This window comes from Corynebacterium comes (assembly GCF_009734405.1).
GTDB lineage: Bacteria > Actinomycetota > Actinomycetes > Mycobacteriales > Mycobacteriaceae > Corynebacterium > Corynebacterium comes.
Window position 1 is genome coordinate 2,450,180 of the sequence record NZ_CP046453.1, and the last position, 18,560, is coordinate 2,468,739.

Consider the following 18,560-nt stretch of genomic DNA (forward strand, 5'->3'; position numbering starts at 1 on the left):
CATCATCTGAGAATTAACTTGCTGTGGTATCAGAATGACTTTAGTAGTTGAAGACAAGGACAGCACGTTTCGGATCTGACCCAACTAGACTTCTCCCTATGATCATCCCTATGGACACAACCGAAATCGACCGGCTCCGCACCCACATCGAAGGCCAGCGAGACCGGATCTTCTCCGAACTCTCCACCCTCGTCTCCTTCAACTCCGTGCACGCCGAGCCCGGTTGCGAGGACGATTACGCCGCCGCGGCCGAATGGACCGCACAGGCACTCACCGATGCCGGCCTCGACGTCGCCTCCCACCTCACCGTCGACGGCTCCACCGCCGTCATCGGGCGTCGGGAAGCGGATGCGGGCATGCCCACCGTCCTCCTCTACTCCCATTACGACATCGTCCCCGCCGGTGACCCCGCCCGCTGGACCTCCGACCCGTTCTCACTGACCGAGCGGGGCGGCCGCTGGTACGGCCGCGGCGCCGCCGACTGCAAGGGCAATCTGGTCATGCACCTGGCGGCCCTGCGCGCCGTCGAGGCCACCGGCGGAACCGGGCTGGGCCTGATCTTCCTCGTGGAGGGTTCCGAGGAGCGCGGCGGCGTGGGCCTGGAGGCGCTGCTTGCCGACGCCCCCGAACTCTTCCGCGCCGACGCCATTCTCATCGCCGACTCCGGCAACGCCGCCGTCGGGGTACCCACCCTTACCACCACGCTCCGCGGTGGCGCCCAGGTGACCGTCACGGTGGACACCCTCGAGACTCCCCTGCACTCCGGCCAGTACGGCGGCGCGGCCCCCGACGCCGTCGCCGCGCTGGTCCGCATCCTCGATTCGCTCCGGGATGAGCACGGCCGCACGGTCATCGACGGCGTGGACACCTCCGGCATCTGGGACGGCGAGCCCTATACAAAGGAGGACTTCCGACGCGACGCCGGCATCCTCGACGGCGTCGCCGTCATGGGCACCGATGCCGACGAACCCGCCGACATGGTCTGGGCCCGCCCCGCGATCACCGTCACCGGATTCACCTCCACACCGGTCGCCGAGGCCGTCAACGCCGTGCCCGCCACCGCCTCCGCGAAGCTCAACCTGCGGGTACCGCCGGGGATGGACACGGCGGACGTCCTCAAGCACCTCGAAGCGCACCTCAGGTCCCACGCCCCCTGGGGCGCGCACGTGAGCGTGGAGATCGGGGACGTCAGCAACCCCTTCGCCGCAGACATCAGCGGACCCGCACTGACCCTGCTCCGCGACTGCCTCGCCGCCGCCTACGACACCGGACACACCACCACCGTCGGTTCCGGCGGTTCCATCCCGCTCACCCTCGCGCTGAAGGAACAGTTCCCCGACGCCGAGATCGCCATCTTCGGCGTGGAGGAGCCGCAGTCGACGATCCACTCCCCCGACGAGTCGGTGGACCCCGCCGAAATAATCCACGTTGCCGCGGCAGAGGCAGCATTCCTGCAGGCCTGGGGTGGAAAATAATCGGGACTTGTGGAAGTCGGGGGGCAGGGGTTAGCCTGTCTGTGTGACGTACAACATCTCTCTTCAGCGAGTAGCCGAGGCTACACACCCCAGTGCGGGCTAGGGACTAGCTCCCCGCACATGGGGCAGTAGTCGTTAAGCCACACACCGCTGAAGAGCCGGTCCACTCAAACACACCTTCCTTTCGAAGACAACGAGGACCGTCATCATGTTCCAGAGCACTTCTTCTGCCACTGTCACCACCACCAACCAGACTTCTGCCGATACCGCGCAGGATCCCTTCAGCACCCGTTTCGGCGCCGAACACCGGCTGCCCCAGGGCCTCCGCGATGAGGCCGCCGGTATGTCCTGGCCGCTGTTCACCGCAACTTTCGCTCCCGCCGCCGATCTCCGCATCACCCGCCTGGAGTCGACCCGAGGCCGTGGCGGTCAGCAGCACTACACCGCCGAGCTGACCCGCACCTCCAAGACCGAGCAGCCGAGCACCGAGATCCGCGACATCACCGCCATGGGTCCCGCTTCCGCCGTCTCCCACCTGCTCGCTGACGCCGGCCGCCACGTCGAGATCCTCTCCTTCCACCAGACTGAACTCTTCGAGGCCACGGTCACCTTCGTCAAGGTCGCCCACCAGAGCAACGGGAACCGACGGTCCTGGGCCATCGGCTTCGGGCCGACGCCGGAGTCCTCCATCGCGGCCGCTCTGGCCTCCGGCGCGCAGCGCATCTACGGCTGACCGCCCCGCGAGGCGAAGCCGTGCGTACATCCCCGACGCCAGAAGTACCCGTAGAGTGCGGAACCTGACACCAGGTTCCGCACTCTTCGTCTGTCCACCCGACAAGTGTCGAAAGAATGATACATAAATGAGGTGCCCCCGCCGACGGGTGTGACAGAACCATGTATTACAGCCATCAGTTACACTGGCTTCTCGTTGGCCGCGCCGTTTTCGACGCCGCCTTAATCTTGGGTGTTTCTCAGTGCTCTCGTCTGCCCACCATCACACCCGGTGGGGATTCGCGGAGAAGCTACTGCCGCTGGGGGCAGCACGCACGTTGGCGACGACAACAGCGGAACGCGGTTTTCGCCTTGTCTTGTCCGCCCACACGCGAAGGGGAACAACGCAGACGTGCTGTTGCTTCTAGCTGCCCTGACCATCGCCGCGCTGGCCGCGCCCCTGCTCATCCGGTCCATCGGCCGAGCCGCTTTCGGGTTGCTCGCGGTAGTGCCGGCTGTCGGATTCTTCTGGGTGCTGTCCCTGTTCACCAGGGGAACGTTCGCTGACGGCAATGCCCTGACATTCGCCCTGGAGTGGATGCCCACGGCCCACCTCAACCTGGATTTCAGGCTCGATTCCCTGGCGGGACTGTTCAGCCTGATCATTCTGGGCGTCGGCGCCCTGGTGCTCTTCTACTGTTGGGCCTATTTCGATTCGAACCCACGTCGTCTGGCGATCTTCGGCGGCCAGATGGTGGCTTTCGCCGGGGCCATGTTCGGCCTGGTGGTTTCCGACAACTTCCTTTTGATGTACATCTTCTGGGAGATCACGTCGGTCCTGTCGTTCCTGCTGGTGGGCTATTACGGGGAGCGGGCGTCGTCGAGGCGCTCCGCCGGTCAGGCACTCATGGTGACCACTCTCGGTGGCCTGGCGATGTTGGTGGGCATCATCCTGCTGGGTCGACAGACCGGGATCTGGCGGCTGTCGGAGATCTCGGATTTCGCCGAGGTGTCGACGACCCCGCACATCGCCGCCGCAATTCTGCTCATCCTGGCGGGCGCACTGTCCAAGTCCGCGATCGCCCCGGGCCACTTCTGGTTGCCGGGCGCGATGGCGGCGCCGACGCCGGTGTCCGCCTACCTGCACTCGGCGGCGATGGTGAAGGCGGGCATCTACCTGGTCGCCCGCCTTGCCCCGGACTTCAACGTGGTCTCCGCCTGGCACCTGGTGGTCATCCCCCTGGGCATCCTGACCATGCTCATGGGCGGCTGGATGGCGCTGCGGCAGAAGGACCTGAAACTGGTCCTGGCCTACGGCACTGTCTCGCAGCTGGGCTTCATCACGGCGACGGTCGCGGTGGGTTCACGGGAGGCGATGCTGGCGGGTCTGGCGCTGACGTTCGCGCACTCGCTGTTCAAGGCGACGCTGTTCATGATCGTCGGCGTGGTCGACCACACCACCGGCACCCGTGACATCCGCGAGCTCAGCGGCCTGGGCAGGAAGCAGCCGCTGGTCGCGGGCCTGGCGATCCTGTCGGCGGCGTCGATGGCCGGTGTGCCGCCGCTGCTGGGTTTCGTGGCGAAGGAGAGCGTGTTCGAGGCGGTCCTCCACGAGGATCTGCTGGTGGGCATGCCCCGGAACCTCATGCTCGTGGGCATGGTGCTCGGCTCGGTGCTCACCGTGGCGTACTCGCTCCGGTTCCTGCACGGTGCCTTCGCCACGAAGCCCCCCGAGCACGAGACCGGTGGCGGAACCTCGGAATCCGTGGCGAACATGGCCCCCATCAGCCCGCGCCTGTGGCTGGCCCCGCTGGCACTCACCTCCCTGACGGTCTACTTCGGCGTCTACCCCGCCCAGCTGTCTGGAGCGATCACCGCGCACCTGGACAACATCTACCTGCCCACCTCAGGCGAGTCCGGCAGCTACCTGGCCTTGTGGCACGGCTTCAACATCCCGCTGCTGCTGTCGACGCTGATCATCCTCACCGGTGTGGTGATGCACTGGCAGCGCGATCTGGTGGCGAAGGCGCAGTTCGAACAACCGGCCCTGGGCAACGCGGACTCCGCCTATGACTCGGTGCTGGACTCCCTGCGCTATCTTTCGCTGCGCCTGACCGCCTCCACACAGCGGGGTTCGCTCGCGGTGAACCTGGGCATCATCTTCAGCGTGCTCATCGCGCTGCCGAGCGTGGCCCTGGCGCTGGGTGACCGGCCCGATGTGCGGATGGTGCTGTGGGATTCGCCCTGGCAGGCGCTGGCCTCTGTGCTGATCATCGCTGCCGCTATCGCCGCGACACAGATGGACAACCGACTTTCCGGCGTCATTCTGGTGGGTGTCACCGGTTACGCCCTGGCCGTGCTCTTCGCCCTGCAGGGCGCCCCGGACCTGGCGCTCACGCAGACCCTGGTGGAGACGGTGCTCATGGTCATCTTCATGCTGGTGCTGCGTAAACTGCCGACGACAACGGAGTGGACCCAGTCCCCCAAGGCGAACCGTCTGCGGGCGTGGTTGTCCGTCGCGGTGGGCCTGTCGGTGACGGTGGTGACGATGTTCGCCATCAACGCACGTTCCCATGAGCCGATCTCCCGGTACATGCCGGATCTGGCCCTGGACATCGGCCACGGCGCCAACGCGGTGAACGTACTGCTGGTCGACCTCCGTGCCTGGGACACCTTCGGGGAGATCTCGGTGCTGGTCATCGCGGCGACAGGCGTCGCCTCGCTGATCTACCGCACCCGCTCCTTCAGCCGGGAGTCGAGACGTCCGACGCTCTCCGTCACCGGTCGCCGTTGGCTGGCTGCGGGTGTGGAGACCGAGCGCGCGCAGAACCGTTCCCTCATGGTCGACGTCGCCACGCGCATTCTGTTCCCGTCGATGATGGCGCTGTCGCTGTACTTCTTCTTCGCCGGCCACAATGCCCCCGGTGGCGGTTTCGCCGGCGGGCTGGTCGCCGCGCTGGCCTTCACGCTGCGCTACATCGCCGGTGGTCGAGCCGAGCTGGAGGAGGCGTTGCCGGTGGATGCCGGTCGCATCCTCGGCACGGGTCTCGGCCTGTCGGCGATCGCCGCGATCTGGCCGATGTTCCTCGGCCACCCGCCGCTGACCTCGGCGTATGACTCGGTGGATCTGCCGCTGATCGGCAACATGTCGCTGCCCAGCGCCCTGCTTTTCGACGCCGGCGTCTACCTCATCGTCCTCGGCCTGATGATGCACATCCTCTCCGCGTTGGGCGGTCAGCTCGACCTGGAGGAGGAGATGCGTAAGCAGCGCGCCCGCGACCGGGCGCGCTCCATGGCGCGGGTCGCGGAGAGGCGTCAGCTGACTGCACCGAAGAGCACCGCCTCAAGAATCACCACCCCGGAAGGAGACAAGTAGATGGTTGCGAACCTCGTCCTGCTGCTGGCGGCGGGCACACTGATTTCCGCGGGCGTGTACCTCGTTCTCGACCGCGCGATGACGAAGATGATGCTGGGGCTGATGCTCATCGGCAATGGCGCGAACCTGCTCATCCTGCAGGCCGGAGGCCCGGCCGGCTCCCCGCCGATCGTGGGGCGTGAGTCGCTGGTGTACGGCGATAAGATTGCCGACCCGCTGGCACAGGGGATGATCCTGACGGCGATCGTCATTTCGATGGCCATGACCGCGTTCATCCTCACCCTGGCCTACCGCCAGTACCGTTACCGCACAGCCGACGTCATCGAGGACGACATCGAGGATGCCGCCATCGCGGCACGCCCCGCCACGGCGAGTGCGGCACCCGACCACGACGCCTCCGACGACCCGTCAACCGGTCGCCTGACCAGCGGAGGCGATGCCTTCGGACCGCGCTCCTTCGAGGCACCCGTGAAGGTGGACGAGGATGACTGAGACTCTGACCCCGTTCGTGGCGGCACTGCTGCCCCTGATGCCCTTCCTCATCCCGCTGCCGGTGATCCTGCCGGCGGTGGCTGCGGCACTGGCGCTCCTCTCGGGCAGACACCCGAACCTCCAGCGCGCCATCGCCCTGGGTACTCTCACGGCACTCATCGTGCTCACGGCCTCCATGGTCGTGGTAGTCGACCTCGAGGGCATCCAGACCGTCCAGCTCGGCGGCTGGGACGCCCCCGTGGGCATCACCCTGGTGGCCGACCGGCTGTCCGCGGTGATGCTCACCGTCTCCTCCGTCGTGCTGTTCTGCGTCATGTGGTACGCCATCAGCCAGGGCATCCGCGACGGCGGGAAGGACGAACCCGTCGCGGTGTTCCTGCCCACCTACCTGCTGCTGAGCATGGGCGTGAACATGTCCTTCCTGGCAGGCGACCTGTTCAACCTGTACGTGGGATTCGAGGTCTTCCTGGTCGCCTCCTACGTGCTGCTCACGCTGGGGGCCTCGCCCGCCCGGGTGCGCGCCGGTGTGTCCTATGTGATGGTCTCGATGGTGTCGTCGATGATCTTCCTCTTCGGCCTGGCGATGGTCTATGCCGCGGTGGGAACGGTCAACCTGGCCCAGATCGGCATGCGTATGGAGGACGTGCCCACCGGTACCCGCGCCGCCATCTTCGGCACCCTCCTGGTGGCCTTCGGCATCAAGGCCGCCGTCTTCCCGCTGGACGCCTGGCTTCCCGATTCCTACCCCACAGCCCCGTCCCTCGTCACGGCGGTGTTCGCGGGGCTGTTGACCAAGGTGGGTGTCTACTCCATCATCCGGATGCGCTCGGTGGTGTTCACCGACGGTTCACTCGACGGCCTGTTCATGTGGGTGGCGCTGGCGACGATGCTGGTGGGTATCCTCGGCGCGATGGCGCAGAACGACATCAAGCGTCTTCTGTCATTCACGCTGGTCAGCCACATCGGTTACATGATCTTCGGCATCGCCCTCGGCTCGGCCCAGGGTTTGTCCGGCGCCATCTTCTACGCCGTCCACCACATTCTGGTGCAGACCGCGCTGTTCCTGGTCGTGGGACTCATCGAGCGGCAGGCCGGCACCTCTTCCCTGCGCCGCCTCGGCTCCCTCGCCTATTCAGCCCCCGTCATCGCCGTCCTGTACTTCATTCCGGCGATCAACCTGGGCGGCATCCCGCCGTTCTCCGGTTTCCTGGGCAAGATCATCCTGCTGGAGGCCGGCGCCAACGAGGGCGGCTTCATGTCCTGGCTGCTCATCGGCGGCGCCGTGGTCACCTCGCTGCTCACCCTCTATGTCATGGTGCTGGTGTGGTCCAAGGGCTTCTGGCGCGACCGCAAGGATGCGCCGGAGGGCAACGTCGCCATGGCGCGGCCCGCCCCGTTGGCGGACATCACCGACGAGGTCGAGTTCGTCGAGCGTGACGACGTCGGCCGCATGCCCGTGGGCATGGTCGCCTCCACCGCCACCCTCATCGCCGCGTCCCTGGTCGTGACGATGCTGGCAGGCCCCATCGCCGGGGTCACCGGACGCGCCGCAGAGTCCGCTCAGGACGTGAACATCTACCGCTCGGCCGTTCTGGGCACCACCGCCGACAACCCCGGACGCACGGTCGACCAGCAACGCCTGGATGACGGTTCAGACACCCTGCGCAACCGTGACCACATGCTGCCCGAGCCGCAGCCCGCCATCGAGGAGGACCAGCCGTGATCGCCGGAATCCGTCGCCGTTTCCGCCCGTGGTTCATCGTGTGGATCATCCTCATGTGGTGCCTGCTGATGGGCGAGTTCACCTGGGCGAACGTCATCAGCGGCCTGCTCGTGGGCAGCGTCATCGTGTTCGGCCTGCCGCTGCCCGCCATGCCGATCACCGGTCTGCAGGTCAACTGGTGGGCCCTGTTCCTCTACCTGCTCTCGTGGCTGAGGGACCTCATGATCGCCTCCATGAAGGTGGCGTGGCTGGCACTCCGGCCGGCTGATCCGCCGAAGTCCGCCATCGTGCGGGTGCCCATGCGCGTCTCCAATGAGCTGGTCCTCTCCTTCGCCACCGCGTTGTACAACCTGCAGCCGGGTGGTTCGGTCAGTGACATCGACATCGCCAACCGCATGTGGACCGTGCACCTTCTCGACGCCGGGAATGAACGCGCCCTGGCGCACGAGATCGAGAACGTGGCGGCACTGGAACGCCACATGATCCGTATCTTCGAGAGGATCTGACATGGACCCCGCACTCTACAACTCACTGCTGCTGATCCCCGCGGCTTTCTTCACCGTTGCCTTCATCATCATCGTCTGGCGGATCCTCGTCGGGCCGAACTCCATGGACCGGATGCTCGGCCTGGACGGTTTCGTCGCCATGCTCCAGTGCGCCCTGGCCACCTACATCGTCTGGACGCTGGACACCACCGTCACCAACGCGATGCTCGTCATCGCGCTGCTCGGTTTCATCGCCTCGGTGTCCGTCGCCCGCTTCCGCAAGAGGGACGGTTCCTAGATGACATACCAACTCTTCGCCGACGTCACCTCCCTGGTGCTCATCCTGATCGGCTCTTTCCTGGTGTTCTCGGCGGCGGTCGGCGTCGTACGGTTCAAGGACACGATGTCGCGGATCCACGCCATCACCAAGCCCCAGACCACCGGCCTCATCCTGACGATTCTCGGGGCGCTGCTCAAGGTCACCGGCTCGCCCGAGTTCGGTGTTGCCGAGCGCGGCGATCTCGGCGTGCTCATTCTGCTGGTCGTCTTCGCCGCGATGACCTCACCCGTCACCGCTCAACGCCTGGGTCGAGTCTCCCGCCGTGAGGGGCTGTACGGCGCGGCGGAGGACATGTCCCGCAACGATGCCCCCACCGAACGTTCACTCAGGCGCCGTTAGGGCCGACCTGCGCCCGACACGGCACCCCCCGTCATCTAGGCGGGGTTGTCGGAGAGGAACGCCTCGATCTCCGCGACGAAACGGCCGGGGTCGGTGAGGTGGTCCGCGTCGTCGAGAAGCAGCGTCGGGGCGGCGATGCCGGCGACGTCCAGGTTGCGGGCCTCGGTGAGCGACTCGACGAGCGCACCCTTATCCACGCCCCGGCGACGCAGCAGGAACTTCGGCAGCAGTTTCGCGGCTTTGACGTGGGATTCCTCGGGCCGGGGAAGTCCGGAGAGCACGACGTGGCTGACGCGGTGCGGCTGATCCTTCGCTATGCCCGCCGCCACCAACGCGCCCGTACCGTGTCCGACCAGCACCACCTTCCGCAGCTCCTGCCGGTCCAGGTACTGTTCGGCGACGATGCGCTGTTGCGCGGGCGACCCGGTGCCGAGGTTGGGCAACCAGGGTTTCCAGTCCGCGGGCAGGGCACGCACCACCCCGGTCCATGTGTCCGGCATCAGACCCGCCGGATGCAGCAGCACCACGTCAGGCATCGGTGACCATGCCCTCCATCTCGGCGCAGGTGGCGTCGATGACGTCCCGCCAGTCGCCAGTGCGCTGGTAGATCCGTCGCTGACGCTGGTAACCGGCGCCGCGCTCGAGGATCTCGGACACCAGCTTCAACTCGTCCGGGCAACCGAGTTCCTCGGCGAGCGGGGCGAGATCGTCGACCAGTTCGGCCAGTTCCTGGGTCACCCAACGCTCATCGGTGTCACGTGAGGTGATCACCAGGGCCTCCAGGCCGTACCGGGCGGCACGCCACTTGTTCTCCGCCACGTGCCACGGCTGCAGTCTCGGCAGTTCCTCACCCCGGTCGAGCATCCGGTCGTAGTGGACGACCAGACAGTGCGTCAGGGCGACGACCGCCGCCAGCTCCCGCAGGTTCGAGGTGGCGTCCGAGACACGCACCTCGATGGTGCCCCACTTCGCGGCCGGCCTGATGTCGAAGTGCATCGAACCAGTGTGGTTGATCACCCCGGAAATGCTCTGGTCATGCATGTATTCCTCCCAGTCCGCCCAGGAGGTGAACTGGTACGGCATGCCTGCGGTGGGCAGCTGCTGGTAGAGCATCGTGCGGTTGGAGGCGTAGCCCGTGTCGATCCCGTCCCACCCCGGCGACGAGGCGGTGAGCGCCAGCAGGTGCGGGTACCTGGTCATCAGCGCGTTGATGATCGGCCACACGCGGTCTTCGTGCGAGATGCCCACGTGTACGTGGATTCCCCAGATGAGCATCTGCTGCCCCCAGTAACGGGTGCGGTTGATGATCTCGGCGTAGGTCATCTTCGCCGAGATGGGATTCTTCCGGAAGTCCGAGAAGGGGTGGGATCCCGAGGCCCACAGACGCAGGCCAAGCTTCTCAGCCGCCTCTTTCACACACGCGAGATCGTGGGCGAGCTCACCGATGGCCGCCGGGACGGTCTCGTGCACGCCGGTGACCAGCTCGACGGTGTTCTGGAGGAATTCCTTCTCCAGATGGACCTCCGGATGGGATGCCTTGACGAGGTCGATGACCGCTTCCGCCTGAGGTGCAAGATCCCGGGTCTCCGGGTCGATCAGGGCGATCTCCCATTCGACGCCGAGCGTGGGCCGGGGTGAACGGGCGAAGGGAATCGGTGGGGCGACCATCAGAACGCAACCTGTTCAACCAGCACCAGCGTCAGGTCGTTGCGCCCCTCGGTGCCGTCCGGCAGGGACTCGTCGTACCCGCGTGCGACGCCGCCGACCCGGTCGGCCAGCTCGCGGGCGCGCTGCTCCGCCTCCGGGTTGCCGGGCTGGAAGAAGACTGTGGTCTGGGGCAGGACCAGGTCCGCCAGGTTGCCCACCTCGCCGAGGTCATAACCGTCACGGTTCAGGGTGTCTGCCACGTCGGCGGCCAGGTTCGGGACCGTCGAGTTGTTGAGCACGTGCACGCGCTCCGGCTCCGGTGCCGGAGCGCCGCCGGAGGGCGCAGGCTGCGCCGCAGCCCTGGCGGTCGTGCCGGTTTCGCTCTCCTTGCGCTCTTCCTCTTCCCGGGTTTCCTCCGGGCGGGTCTCCTCCGCGGGCACGGTGCTCTCCTCCGGGGTCTGCTCCGGTGTGGCCGTCTCCGTGGCGGTGTCCACCTGGGTGGTGACCGGTGCAGCGGTATCGGAGGAGTCCGAGTTCTGGGTCGTGGCGTACAGGCCCCACATCGCCAGCAGGACGGCCACGGCGATGAGCACCATCGCCAGGCCGCGCAGCGGCAGACCCGAGCCCGCCGGGGAACCTGAGTCGGTGGCGTCTGGCTTATTCTCCGGATTCACATTAGTCACAGTAGTCACTCTAGCTTTCAAGGTTTCCCTCAGCGCGCTGACGCTCCTCGGCACGCCGATCACGGATGCGCCGCAGGCGCCCGAGCAGGACAGGATGGGCGGCCATGGCCGCGGGGACGTCGATAAGCAGATTGAGGCGCTGATAGTAACGCACCGGGCTCATACCCAGCTGCTTGCGGATCAGCTCCTCCTTGGCGCCCGCAGACCGCGGCGCGCGCTCCTCGAAGTCGAGGAGGCGGGCGTCGTCGTCGCTGAGTTCGGGCATGCCTAAACTGTATGCCATGACGATCCGCCCGATTGTGATTCACGGCGACCCCGTGCTGCACACACCCACCCAACCCGTCGACCCCGCCGACATCGCCGGCGAAGAGATGCAGACCCTCATCGCGGACATGTACGAGACGATGGCGGTGGCCAACGGCGTCGGCCTGGCCGCCAACCAGATCGGCGTCGGCCTGCGCCTGTTCGTCTACGACTGCCCGGACGACGAGGGCAACCGCCACCGGGGCTGCGTGATCAACCCCGTCCTGGAGACCTCGGAGATTCCGGAGACCATGCCCGCCGACGACGGTTCCGACGACGAAGGATGCCTCTCGGTCCCCGGCGAGGGTTGGCCCACCCCGCGCGCCAGCTGGGCGAAGGTCACCGGCCTCGACGCCGAGGGCAACCCCGTCGAGGTCGAGGGCACGGGCTTCTTCGCCCGCTGCCTCCAGCACGAGGTCGGCCACCTCGACGGCTTCCTCTACACCGACGTCCTCCTCGGCCGTTACCGGCGGCAGGCGAAGAAGACCATCAAGGCCTACGGTTGGAACGTCCCCGGCCTGACCTGGATTCCGGGTGAGGACGAGGACCCCTTCGGGCACTAGATGGGTATCTTCCGATCCGACGAAGTAACCGTCGGCGACCGCGTGGTCGTCCGTCGGCGGCTTCCCGACGCCCCCGGCCACTACACCGACGTCATCGGCCACGTCCTCAGCACCGAACCGCTGGTGGTGCGGCCGCAGTCCGTCGGTGGCCTGCCTTCCTCCGCCCGGGCGGTGGAGATCCCCGCAGGGCAGGTGGAGGTGGTCAAGCGCCTGTCGCCGCGGACGATCCGCAACTCCGACATCCGGGCCGTCGAGGTCGCGACCGCCAAGGCCTTCCCCGGCATCGAGCACACCTGGACCTCCGACGGTCAGTGGCTCATGCGTGCGGGTGACGGCATCACCGAGCGCTCCAACTCCGCCGCCCCCCTGGGTCGCTCCGCCGGGTTCGGCGCCGTGCCTCTCGACGAGATCGCCGCGTTCTACCGGCGGCACGATCTGCCCGTGACGGTGCTCATCCCCGAGCGCATCGGCCGCCCGGCGGAGAGACTCGTCGAGACGGGCGGCTGGGAACTGGGTCCGGAAATCATCGTGATGACCCGCCCCCTCGAGAACCTCCCCGCCACCGACCTGGCCCCTGAGCTGCAGTTCCAGCTGGACGAGCAACCGGACAAGGACTGGCTCGCCCTCTACAATTTCCGCGGCAATCCGCTGCCCGTCCGCGCTCTCGAGCTGCTGCGCGAGCAGATAGACGGCCGCATGGGCTTCGGCCGCCTGACCACCCCGGCAGGTGAGACCGTCGCCATCACCCGCGGCACCCTCACCTCCTCCGACGACGATCGCCAGTGGCTCGGCTACTCGGCCGTCGAGGTCTCCCCCGCTCATCGACGCCGCGGCCTGGGCACCCGCCTCGGCGCCGAGATGCTCGCCTGGGGTGCGGGCGCGGGTGCCACCGACGCCTACCTGCAGGTCATCTCCACCAACACCGCCGGCCGCGCCCTCTACGCCAAGCTCGGGTTCATCGAACACCACCGGCACCGCTACGCACGATTCGAGGGGTAGCGGGCGGACGGGGCGTCGGCGTCCTGCGCCCCTGCGCCCACGTCCGGACACTCCTAGGATGGGAAATGAGCGCCAGCTCACACTCCCTCCGATCTGAAGGAGCCCCATGTCCATCCAGTTCTTCCCCTATATTTCCTTCCCCGGCAACGGCAGCGACGCCATGACCTACTACCACGAGATCTTCGGTGGCGAACTCAATGCCATGACCTACGGGGATTTCCCCGCCGAGTCGGCCGGGGAGTTTCCTTTCCCCGTCCAGCCCGACGCCCTCGCCCACGCCCAGCTCAAGGCCGGGGACCTCCGTCTCACCGGCGGGGACGCCATGGATGCCGACGCCCCGGGCCTGGAGTCCAACGTCTACTCCTTCCTCCTGTCCCCGGAGAGCGTCGAAGAGGCTGAGGTGTTCATCCGGAAGTTCACCTCCACCGGCGGCGAGACCGTCATGCCTTTCGAGCTGGCCCCGTGGGGCTCCTATTACGGACAGGTACGCGACAGGTTCGGTGTGTTGTGGTCCTTCGACGTCGAGGTAGGGCACTCCGGGCCTTGAGGTTCCGGCAGCCCAGGTAGTGTGTACGACATGCGGATAGTCAACTGGAACGTCAACTCCGTGCGCACCCGCGCGGACCGGATCGTGGATTTTCTCACCCGCCACGACGTGGATGTTCTGGCGATCCAGGAGACCAAGTGCACCGATGAGCAGTTCCCCTACGAGCGCTTCGAAGAGGCGGGCTACGAGGTCGCCCACGAGGGCCGCAGCCAGTGGAACGGCGTGGCGATTGTCTCGCGGGTGGGGCTGTCGGACGTCGAGAAGCAGTTCCCGGGACAGCCGGGCTTCGACAAGGACCCCGACAATCCGCAGGTGGTGGAGTCCCGCGCGATCGGTGCGACGTGCGGCGGGGTTCGCGTGTGGAGCCTCTACGTGCCCAACGGGCGCGAGATCGCCGACCCGCACTACGACTACAAACTGCGCTGGCTGTACAACCTGGGTTTCCACGTGGAGAACTCCCTGCGCAGGGACCCCCACCAGAAGACCGTCTACCTCGGCGACTTCAACATCGCCCCGCTGGACGGGGATGTGTGGGACATCGCCTTCTTCGACGGGAGAACACACGTGACGGAGGCCGAACGGGTCGTGTTCGAGGGGCTCATCGACGCGGGGCTCGTCGAGGTCACCCGCCCGCTCACCCGCGAACGCTTCACCTACTGGGACTACCAGGGACTGCGTTTCCAGAAGGGCGAGGGCATGCGCATCGACTTCCAGCTGGCCACCCCGGCGTTGGCGGAACTGGCGGATTCCGCTTTCGTGGACATCGAGGAGCGGGCCGGCAAGGGTGCCTCCGACCACGCGCCGGTGGTGGTGGACTTCGTGGACAAACCGAACTTCGACGAGGTCCGTTAAACACTGTGAACCTGGCCCTGGACCTCAGCAGCTGGCAGCTCATCGGCCTGATCATCGACTACTCGATCAAGATCCTCGCCATCGGTTTCGTTCCGGAGGGGCGCCGGCCGAGTTCCTCGACGGCCTGGCTGCTCGCGATTCTGCTCCTCCCCTTCGTGGGACTGCCGCTCTTCCTGCTGATGGGTTCGCCCTACATCAACCGACGCCGTCACCGGATACAGCAGGAGGCGAATGTCATGATCGAGGACGTCCAGTCCGAGGTACCCGACTGGCCGGAAAGTTCGGATCTGCAACCCGAGGTGCAGTCGATCATCCGGCTGAACCGGCGCCTGACCAACCTGCCGGCCGTCATCGGCCACAACCACGGGGTGCTCGGTGACTACGACGAGACGATCCGGCGGATGGCCGCCGCCGTCGACGAGGCGGAGAGTCACGTTCATGTCGAGATCTACATCACCGCCTGGGACGACACGACGGATGTCTTCTTCCGGGCCCTCGAACGCGCCGTGCAGCGTGGCGTGACCGTCCGTTATCTCTTCGACCAGATCGGCTCGATGAAATACCGCGGCTACCTCAGGCTGGGTCGCCGCCTGACGGAGATCGGCGTGGACTGGAAGCTCATGCTTCCGCTGAAGCCCTGGCGGATGCGTTTCCGTCGCCCGGATCTGCGTAACCACCGCAAGCTGCTCATCATCGATGACAGGGTGGGATTCCTCGGATCCATCAACATGATCGACCGTTCCTACCTGCTGAAACGCAACGTCAAAACCGGTCGGAAGTGGGTCGACGTGATGGTGGAGCTCACGGGTCCGGTGGTCGCATCCATGGCCTTCGTTTTCGCCGTGGACTGGTACTCGGAGACCAATGAGCTTCTGAACATCGCCCCACCTCCCGAGGAACCCCTCGATGACGAGCCCGCGGGCAACCGCAACATCGTGCAGCTGGTGCCTTCGGGACCGGGCTACACCACCGAGCCGAACCTGCGTCTGTTCAATTCCATCGTGCACCTGGCCCGGCATCGGCTGGTGCTGTGTTCGCCCTATTTCATCCCTGATGAGTCTCTGCTGGAGGCGGTGACCTCGGCCTGCTACCGCGGTGTGCAGGTGGATCTGCTGGTCTCCGAACAGTCCGACCAGTTCATGGTCCATCACGCCCAGTCCTCGTACTACCAGTCTCTGCTGGAGGCGGGAGTGAGGATCCATCTCTTCCCTGCACCGTATATTCTGCACTCGAAGTTCATCGTCGCGGATCCGGGCTCGGCGGACAGCGCCATGGGCACCATCGGTTCCTCCAACATGGACATCCGGAGCTTCGGTCTGAACTACGAATCGACGCTGATGATCACGGAGGGCAACCTGCTCACCCAACTCGATGAGCTTTCCGACGCCTACCTCGCCGTCTCCCGCCGTCTCTCCCTGGAGGAGTGGAACGACCGGAGCTTCTTCCGACGCTACCTGGACAACGTCATGAAACTGACTTCTGCTCTCCAGTGACCCGCCCGGCGTAGAGCGCGCCGAGGATGGCGATGAGCGAACCGCCCACCATTCCGAGGGCCATGGTCACGCCGGCATCGGAACCCAGGCCCATGAGCGGGCTGACGAGGCCTGCCAGTCCGAACTGGCTGAAGCCCATGAGCGCGGATGCCGAACCCGAGCGTTCACGCACCAGGCCGGTGCCCAGTGCTGTGGCGTTGCCCAGGATGACGCCGTTCTGCGAAACCGCGATGAACAGCAGCCCCATGATCAACCAGACCTGCGGATACACGGTGACCACCAGCAGGAGCGTCAGTGACGAGGTCATCAGGACGGCCAGGGCGATGAGCAGTATGCGGCGGGTCTCCAGGATCCCGATCAGACGGTTGTTGAGCAGGCTGCCACCGATGATGCCCACGCCGTTGACCGCGAACATGACGGCATAGGCCTGCACCGACAGTCCCAGCTGCTCCTGCATGAGAAACGGCGAGGCCGAGATGTAACTGAACATCGTGGTGAAGGCGAAGGCGAAGGTGATCAGGTAACCGCGGTAGCCGCGGCTGGCGAGCACGTAGGTGTAGTTGCCCAGGATGCCACGCACCGTGGCGGGACTCCGTTCGCTCTCCGGCCGGGATTCACGGATGACCAGGACGGCCACCACCAGCTGTATCGCAGCCAGGCCCGCGAGCACCCAGAACAGACCGCGCCAGCCGACCGGCCCGGTGAGGAATCCTCCCACGGCCGGCGCGATGATGGGCGCCACACCCTGGATGGTCATGAGCAGGGCGAACGCCTTCGCAGCCTTGTCCCCCTCCGCGAGGTCAGGGACGACGGCTCGCGCGAGCACGATGCACGCACCGGAGCCCAGGCCCTGGATGAGGCGGGCGGCGATGAGCCATCCGATGTCCGGCGCCATCGCCGCGAGTACTGCAGCCGCCAGGGCGACGACGGCACCCAGGAGCATGAGACGGTGGCGCCCGAGGGCGTCGGAGAGCGGGCCGATGATGAGTTGACCGACGGCCAGGCCGGCAAGGAACCCGGAGAGGGTGAGTTGCACCATGGGCCGGGTGGTGCCCAGATCGCTGACGATCTCCGGCAGCGCCGGCAGATACATGTCGATGGAGAAGGGCGCTGACGCCGAGAGCAGCGCCAGTGCCAGAAGCAACGGAACCGTGAGCTGCTGACGTGCCGGATCCCCGGGGGTCCTGGAGTGCGGAATCACCATTTGGGCCACCATAGTGCAATCGTGAAAAGATGCTGTCGGTGATAGATTCAGATGTACGTTCGTTGGCTGACAGATGGCCGACAAGTTAAGGGGTGAGGTATGAGCACTGGACGTACCCGGGCTCTCCCCCTGCCGGGCACACTGCACTCCGTCAACCCGAAGAATATCCCCCAGGAACGGGATTTCGTCGCGCTCTCCACGTTCGGAGCCTCGGTGCGCTGGACGGCGGTGGGCGCCGCCGCGCTGACGATGATCACGGCCATCTACCTCATCCTCGACGGTGCCCGAGGCCTCGGCTCCGGCACCGTCACCAGACTCTTCGATCTGGCCACGAACCCTCTCATCGGCCTGCTCATCGGCATCCTGGCGACTGCTGCGATCCAGTCCTCGACCACCATCACCACACTGACGGTCGCCGCGGTGGGTACCGGCGGGGTCTCGGTTCCGGTGGCTATCCCGATCATCCTCGGCGCGAACATCGGCACGACGATCACGGCGTCGATAGTCGCCTTCAGCTACCTCGGCCACCGCGAGAACTTCCGCAGAGCCTTCACCTCGGCCTCTCTGCACACGTGGTTCAACGTCACATTCGTCGCGATCGCCTTCACCCTCGAAGCTTTCTTCCACCCGCTGCAGCGCATCTCGGACCTCGCCTCCGATTCTCTCGTCGGCGAGGGTGCCACCAGCACCGGCAGGGGCCTGTTCACACTGTTCGCCCCGTTCATCGAGACCATCGGCGTCGACGGGCTCCTCGGGTCCCTTCTGCCCCACCATGTCGCCGCAGTGCTCAGCATCCTCATGGGCACCGCCCTGGTCCTCACCGCCGTGCGCATCCTCAACGGGCAGCTCTCGATACTCACCGCTGCCGCCACCCGCACCCTGCTCGAACGCGCCTCCGGTGCCTCGGACGCGCTGGGTGTGCTGTCCGGGGCGGTGATCACGGCAGCAGTACAGGCCTCCTCCGTCACCGTGTCCTCCCTGCTGCCGTTCGCAGTGTCGAAGTCGCTGAAGCTGCGGGAGATCCTCGCCATCACCCTCGGCGCCAACGTGGGCACCACCCTCATGGCCCTGCTGACGGCGTTGGCGGTTCCCGGCGCCCTCGGTCCCTATGCCGTGCAGGCCGCCCTGGTGCACGTCACGTTCAACGCCACGGGCGCGCTGCTGATACTGCTCTTCCGCCCCCTGCGCGAATGGGTCATCCGCATGGCCGGACTCTCGGGCAGGCTCGCCTCACGTGGCTACTCCTACGCCGCCGGCACGATGGTCGTCGGCTATTTCCTTATCCCGGCGACCGTCGTCGTGCTCTACCATCTGCTCACCCGGTAACG

19 protein-coding genes are annotated in these 18,560 nt (G+C 66.3%); 14 read left to right on the forward strand and 5 right to left on the reverse strand.

The window, feature by feature from the left end; genetic code table 11:
* Positions 1–98 precede the first annotated feature (98 nt).
* The 8 genes from CETAM_RS11705 (at position 99) to mnhG (ending at position 8,941) form a co-directional block, all read left to right on the forward strand.
* Positions 99–1,475 (forward strand): dipeptidase, encoded by a 1,377-nt coding sequence (locus CETAM_RS11705; RefSeq protein ID WP_156229009.1) that lies wholly within the window; start codon positions 99–101, stop codon positions 1,473–1,475.
* Between the two features lie 208 nt (positions 1,476–1,683).
* Positions 1,684–2,208 carry an acetyl-CoA acetyltransferase gene (locus tag CETAM_RS11710; protein ID WP_156229010.1) on the forward strand — a complete coding sequence of 175 codons (525 nt, stop codon included), beginning with the start codon at positions 1,684–1,686 and terminating at the stop codon, positions 2,206–2,208.
* A gap of 390 nt (positions 2,209–2,598) precedes the next feature.
* Positions 2,599–5,562, forward strand: coding sequence for a Na+/H+ antiporter subunit A (locus CETAM_RS11715; protein WP_156229011.1), 2,964 nt, complete (start codon positions 2,599–2,601; stop codon positions 5,560–5,562).
* Positions 5,563–6,054 (forward strand): Na(+)/H(+) antiporter subunit C, encoded by a 492-nt coding sequence (locus tag CETAM_RS11720; protein ID WP_156229012.1) that lies wholly within the window; start codon positions 5,563–5,565, stop codon positions 6,052–6,054.
* On the forward strand, positions 6,047–7,777 hold the full coding sequence (locus CETAM_RS11725) for a Na+/H+ antiporter subunit D (protein ID WP_197085740.1): 1,731 nt from the start codon (positions 6,047–6,049) through the stop codon (positions 7,775–7,777). Before CETAM_RS11720 ends, CETAM_RS11725 begins: the two co-directional genes overlap by 8 nt.
* On the forward strand, positions 7,774–8,283 hold the full coding sequence (locus CETAM_RS11730; RefSeq protein WP_156229013.1) for a Na+/H+ antiporter subunit E: 510 nt from the start codon (positions 7,774–7,776) through the stop codon (positions 8,281–8,283). Before CETAM_RS11725 ends, CETAM_RS11730 begins: the two co-directional genes overlap by 4 nt.
* 1 nt (position 8,284) lies before the next feature.
* On the forward strand, positions 8,285–8,560 hold the full coding sequence (locus CETAM_RS11735; RefSeq protein ID WP_156229014.1) for a monovalent cation/H+ antiporter complex subunit F: 276 nt from the start codon (positions 8,285–8,287) through the stop codon (positions 8,558–8,560).
* Positions 8,561–8,941 carry a monovalent cation/H(+) antiporter subunit G gene (gene mnhG / locus CETAM_RS11740; RefSeq protein WP_156229015.1) on the forward strand — a complete coding sequence of 127 codons (381 nt, stop codon included), beginning with the start codon at positions 8,561–8,563 and terminating at the stop codon, positions 8,939–8,941. It begins immediately after the preceding gene.
* A gap of 35 nt (positions 8,942–8,976) precedes the next feature.
* Here the strand turns inward: mnhG and CETAM_RS11745 are convergent, their stop codons facing one another.
* The 4 genes from CETAM_RS11745 to CETAM_RS11760 are packed head-to-tail and all read right to left on the reverse strand — an operon-like array spanning position 8,977 to position 11,536.
* A complete protein-coding gene (locus CETAM_RS11745) occupies positions 8,977–9,477 on the reverse strand; it encodes an alpha/beta fold hydrolase (RefSeq protein WP_156229016.1) in 501 nt (166 codons plus the stop codon).
* On the reverse strand, positions 9,470–10,609 hold the full coding sequence (locus CETAM_RS11750; protein ID WP_156229017.1) for a glutamate--cysteine ligase: 1,140 nt from the start codon (positions 10,607–10,609) through the stop codon (positions 9,470–9,472). The genes CETAM_RS11745 and CETAM_RS11750 overlap by 8 nt, the downstream gene beginning before the upstream one ends.
* Entirely contained in the window at positions 10,609–11,271 is a 663-nt protein-coding gene (locus CETAM_RS11755) for a LytR C-terminal domain-containing protein (protein WP_231587490.1), read from the reverse strand. The genes CETAM_RS11750 and CETAM_RS11755 overlap by 1 nt, the downstream gene beginning before the upstream one ends.
* Before the next feature lie 10 nt (positions 11,272–11,281).
* Positions 11,282–11,536, reverse strand: coding sequence for a DUF3263 domain-containing protein (locus CETAM_RS11760; protein ID WP_231587492.1), 255 nt, complete (start codon positions 11,534–11,536; stop codon positions 11,282–11,284).
* A 16-nt stretch (positions 11,537–11,552) separates the two neighbouring features.
* Between CETAM_RS11760 and CETAM_RS11765 the strand changes: the two genes are divergently transcribed.
* The 5 genes from CETAM_RS11765 to cls all read left to right on the forward strand — a co-directional run bounded on the left by CETAM_RS11765 (position 11,553) and on the right by cls (position 16,028).
* Positions 11,553–12,137: a peptide deformylase gene (locus tag CETAM_RS11765; RefSeq protein WP_156229019.1), complete on the forward strand. Its 585-nt coding sequence runs from the start codon at positions 11,553–11,555 to the stop codon at positions 12,135–12,137.
* Positions 12,138–13,136, forward strand: a complete 999-nt coding sequence (locus CETAM_RS11770) for an N-acetylglutamate synthase, CG3035 family (protein WP_156229020.1) — start codon at positions 12,138–12,140, stop codon at positions 13,134–13,136.
* A gap of 106 nt (positions 13,137–13,242) precedes the next feature.
* Complete coding sequence (locus tag CETAM_RS11775) at positions 13,243–13,683, forward strand: VOC family protein (protein ID WP_156229021.1); 441 nt, start codon at positions 13,243–13,245, stop codon at positions 13,681–13,683.
* Positions 13,684–13,713: 30 nt separating this feature from the next.
* Positions 13,714–14,535, forward strand: coding sequence for an exodeoxyribonuclease III (locus CETAM_RS11780; RefSeq protein WP_156229022.1), 822 nt, complete (start codon positions 13,714–13,716; stop codon positions 14,533–14,535).
* 5 nt (positions 14,536–14,540) lie between these two features.
* Positions 14,541–16,028 carry a cardiolipin synthase gene (gene cls, locus CETAM_RS11785; protein WP_156229023.1) on the forward strand — a complete coding sequence of 496 codons (1,488 nt, stop codon included), beginning with the start codon at positions 14,541–14,543 and terminating at the stop codon, positions 16,026–16,028.
* On the opposite strand, the gene CETAM_RS11790 is transcribed toward cls, so the two are convergent.
* A complete protein-coding gene (locus CETAM_RS11790) occupies positions 16,000–17,232 on the reverse strand; it encodes a multidrug effflux MFS transporter (RefSeq protein WP_156229024.1) in 1,233 nt (410 codons plus the stop codon). The two genes, cls and CETAM_RS11790, sit on opposite strands and share 29 nt — an antisense overlap.
* Before the next feature lie 99 nt (positions 17,233–17,331).
* On the opposite strand from CETAM_RS11790, the gene CETAM_RS11795 reads away from it, so the two are divergent.
* Positions 17,332–18,558, forward strand: a complete 1,227-nt coding sequence (locus tag CETAM_RS11795; RefSeq protein ID WP_156229025.1) for a Na/Pi symporter — start codon at positions 17,332–17,334, stop codon at positions 18,556–18,558.
* The last annotated feature ends 2 nt before the right edge of the window (positions 18,559–18,560 follow it).

Coding starts and splice junctions, on each gene's coding strand:
- CETAM_RS11790 (WP_156229024.1), bottom strand. CDS start 17,232: ATGGTGATTCCGCACTCCAGGACCCCCGGGGATCCGGCACGTCAGCAG.
- CETAM_RS11735 (WP_156229014.1), top strand. CDS start 8,285: ATGGACCCCGCACTCTACAACTCACTGCTGCTGATCCCCGCGGCTTTC.
- CETAM_RS11775 (WP_156229021.1), top strand. CDS start 13,243: ATGTCCATCCAGTTCTTCCCCTATATTTCCTTCCCCGGCAACGGCAGC.
- CETAM_RS11760 (WP_231587492.1), bottom strand. CDS start 11,536: ATGCCCGAACTCAGCGACGACGACGCCCGCCTCCTCGACTTCGAGGAG.
- CETAM_RS11745 (WP_156229016.1), bottom strand. CDS start 9,477: ATGCCTGACGTGGTGCTGCTGCATCCGGCGGGTCTGATGCCGGACACA.
- CETAM_RS11720 (WP_156229012.1), top strand. CDS start 5,563: ATGGTTGCGAACCTCGTCCTGCTGCTGGCGGCGGGCACACTGATTTCC.
- mnhG (WP_156229015.1), top strand. CDS start 8,561: ATGACATACCAACTCTTCGCCGACGTCACCTCCCTGGTGCTCATCCTG.
- CETAM_RS11710 (WP_156229010.1), top strand. CDS start 1,684: ATGTTCCAGAGCACTTCTTCTGCCACTGTCACCACCACCAACCAGACT.
- CETAM_RS11780 (WP_156229022.1), top strand. CDS start 13,714: ATGCGGATAGTCAACTGGAACGTCAACTCCGTGCGCACCCGCGCGGAC.
- CETAM_RS11765 (WP_156229019.1), top strand. CDS start 11,553: ATGACGATCCGCCCGATTGTGATTCACGGCGACCCCGTGCTGCACACA.
- CETAM_RS11770 (WP_156229020.1), top strand. CDS start 12,138: ATGGGTATCTTCCGATCCGACGAAGTAACCGTCGGCGACCGCGTGGTC.
- CETAM_RS11795 (WP_156229025.1), top strand. CDS start 17,332: ATGAGCACTGGACGTACCCGGGCTCTCCCCCTGCCGGGCACACTGCAC.
- CETAM_RS11750 (WP_156229017.1), bottom strand. CDS start 10,609: ATGGTCGCCCCACCGATTCCCTTCGCCCGTTCACCCCGGCCCACGCTC.
- CETAM_RS11725 (WP_197085740.1), top strand. CDS start 6,047: ATGACTGAGACTCTGACCCCGTTCGTGGCGGCACTGCTGCCCCTGATG.
- CETAM_RS11705 (WP_156229009.1), top strand. CDS start 99: ATGATCATCCCTATGGACACAACCGAAATCGACCGGCTCCGCACCCAC.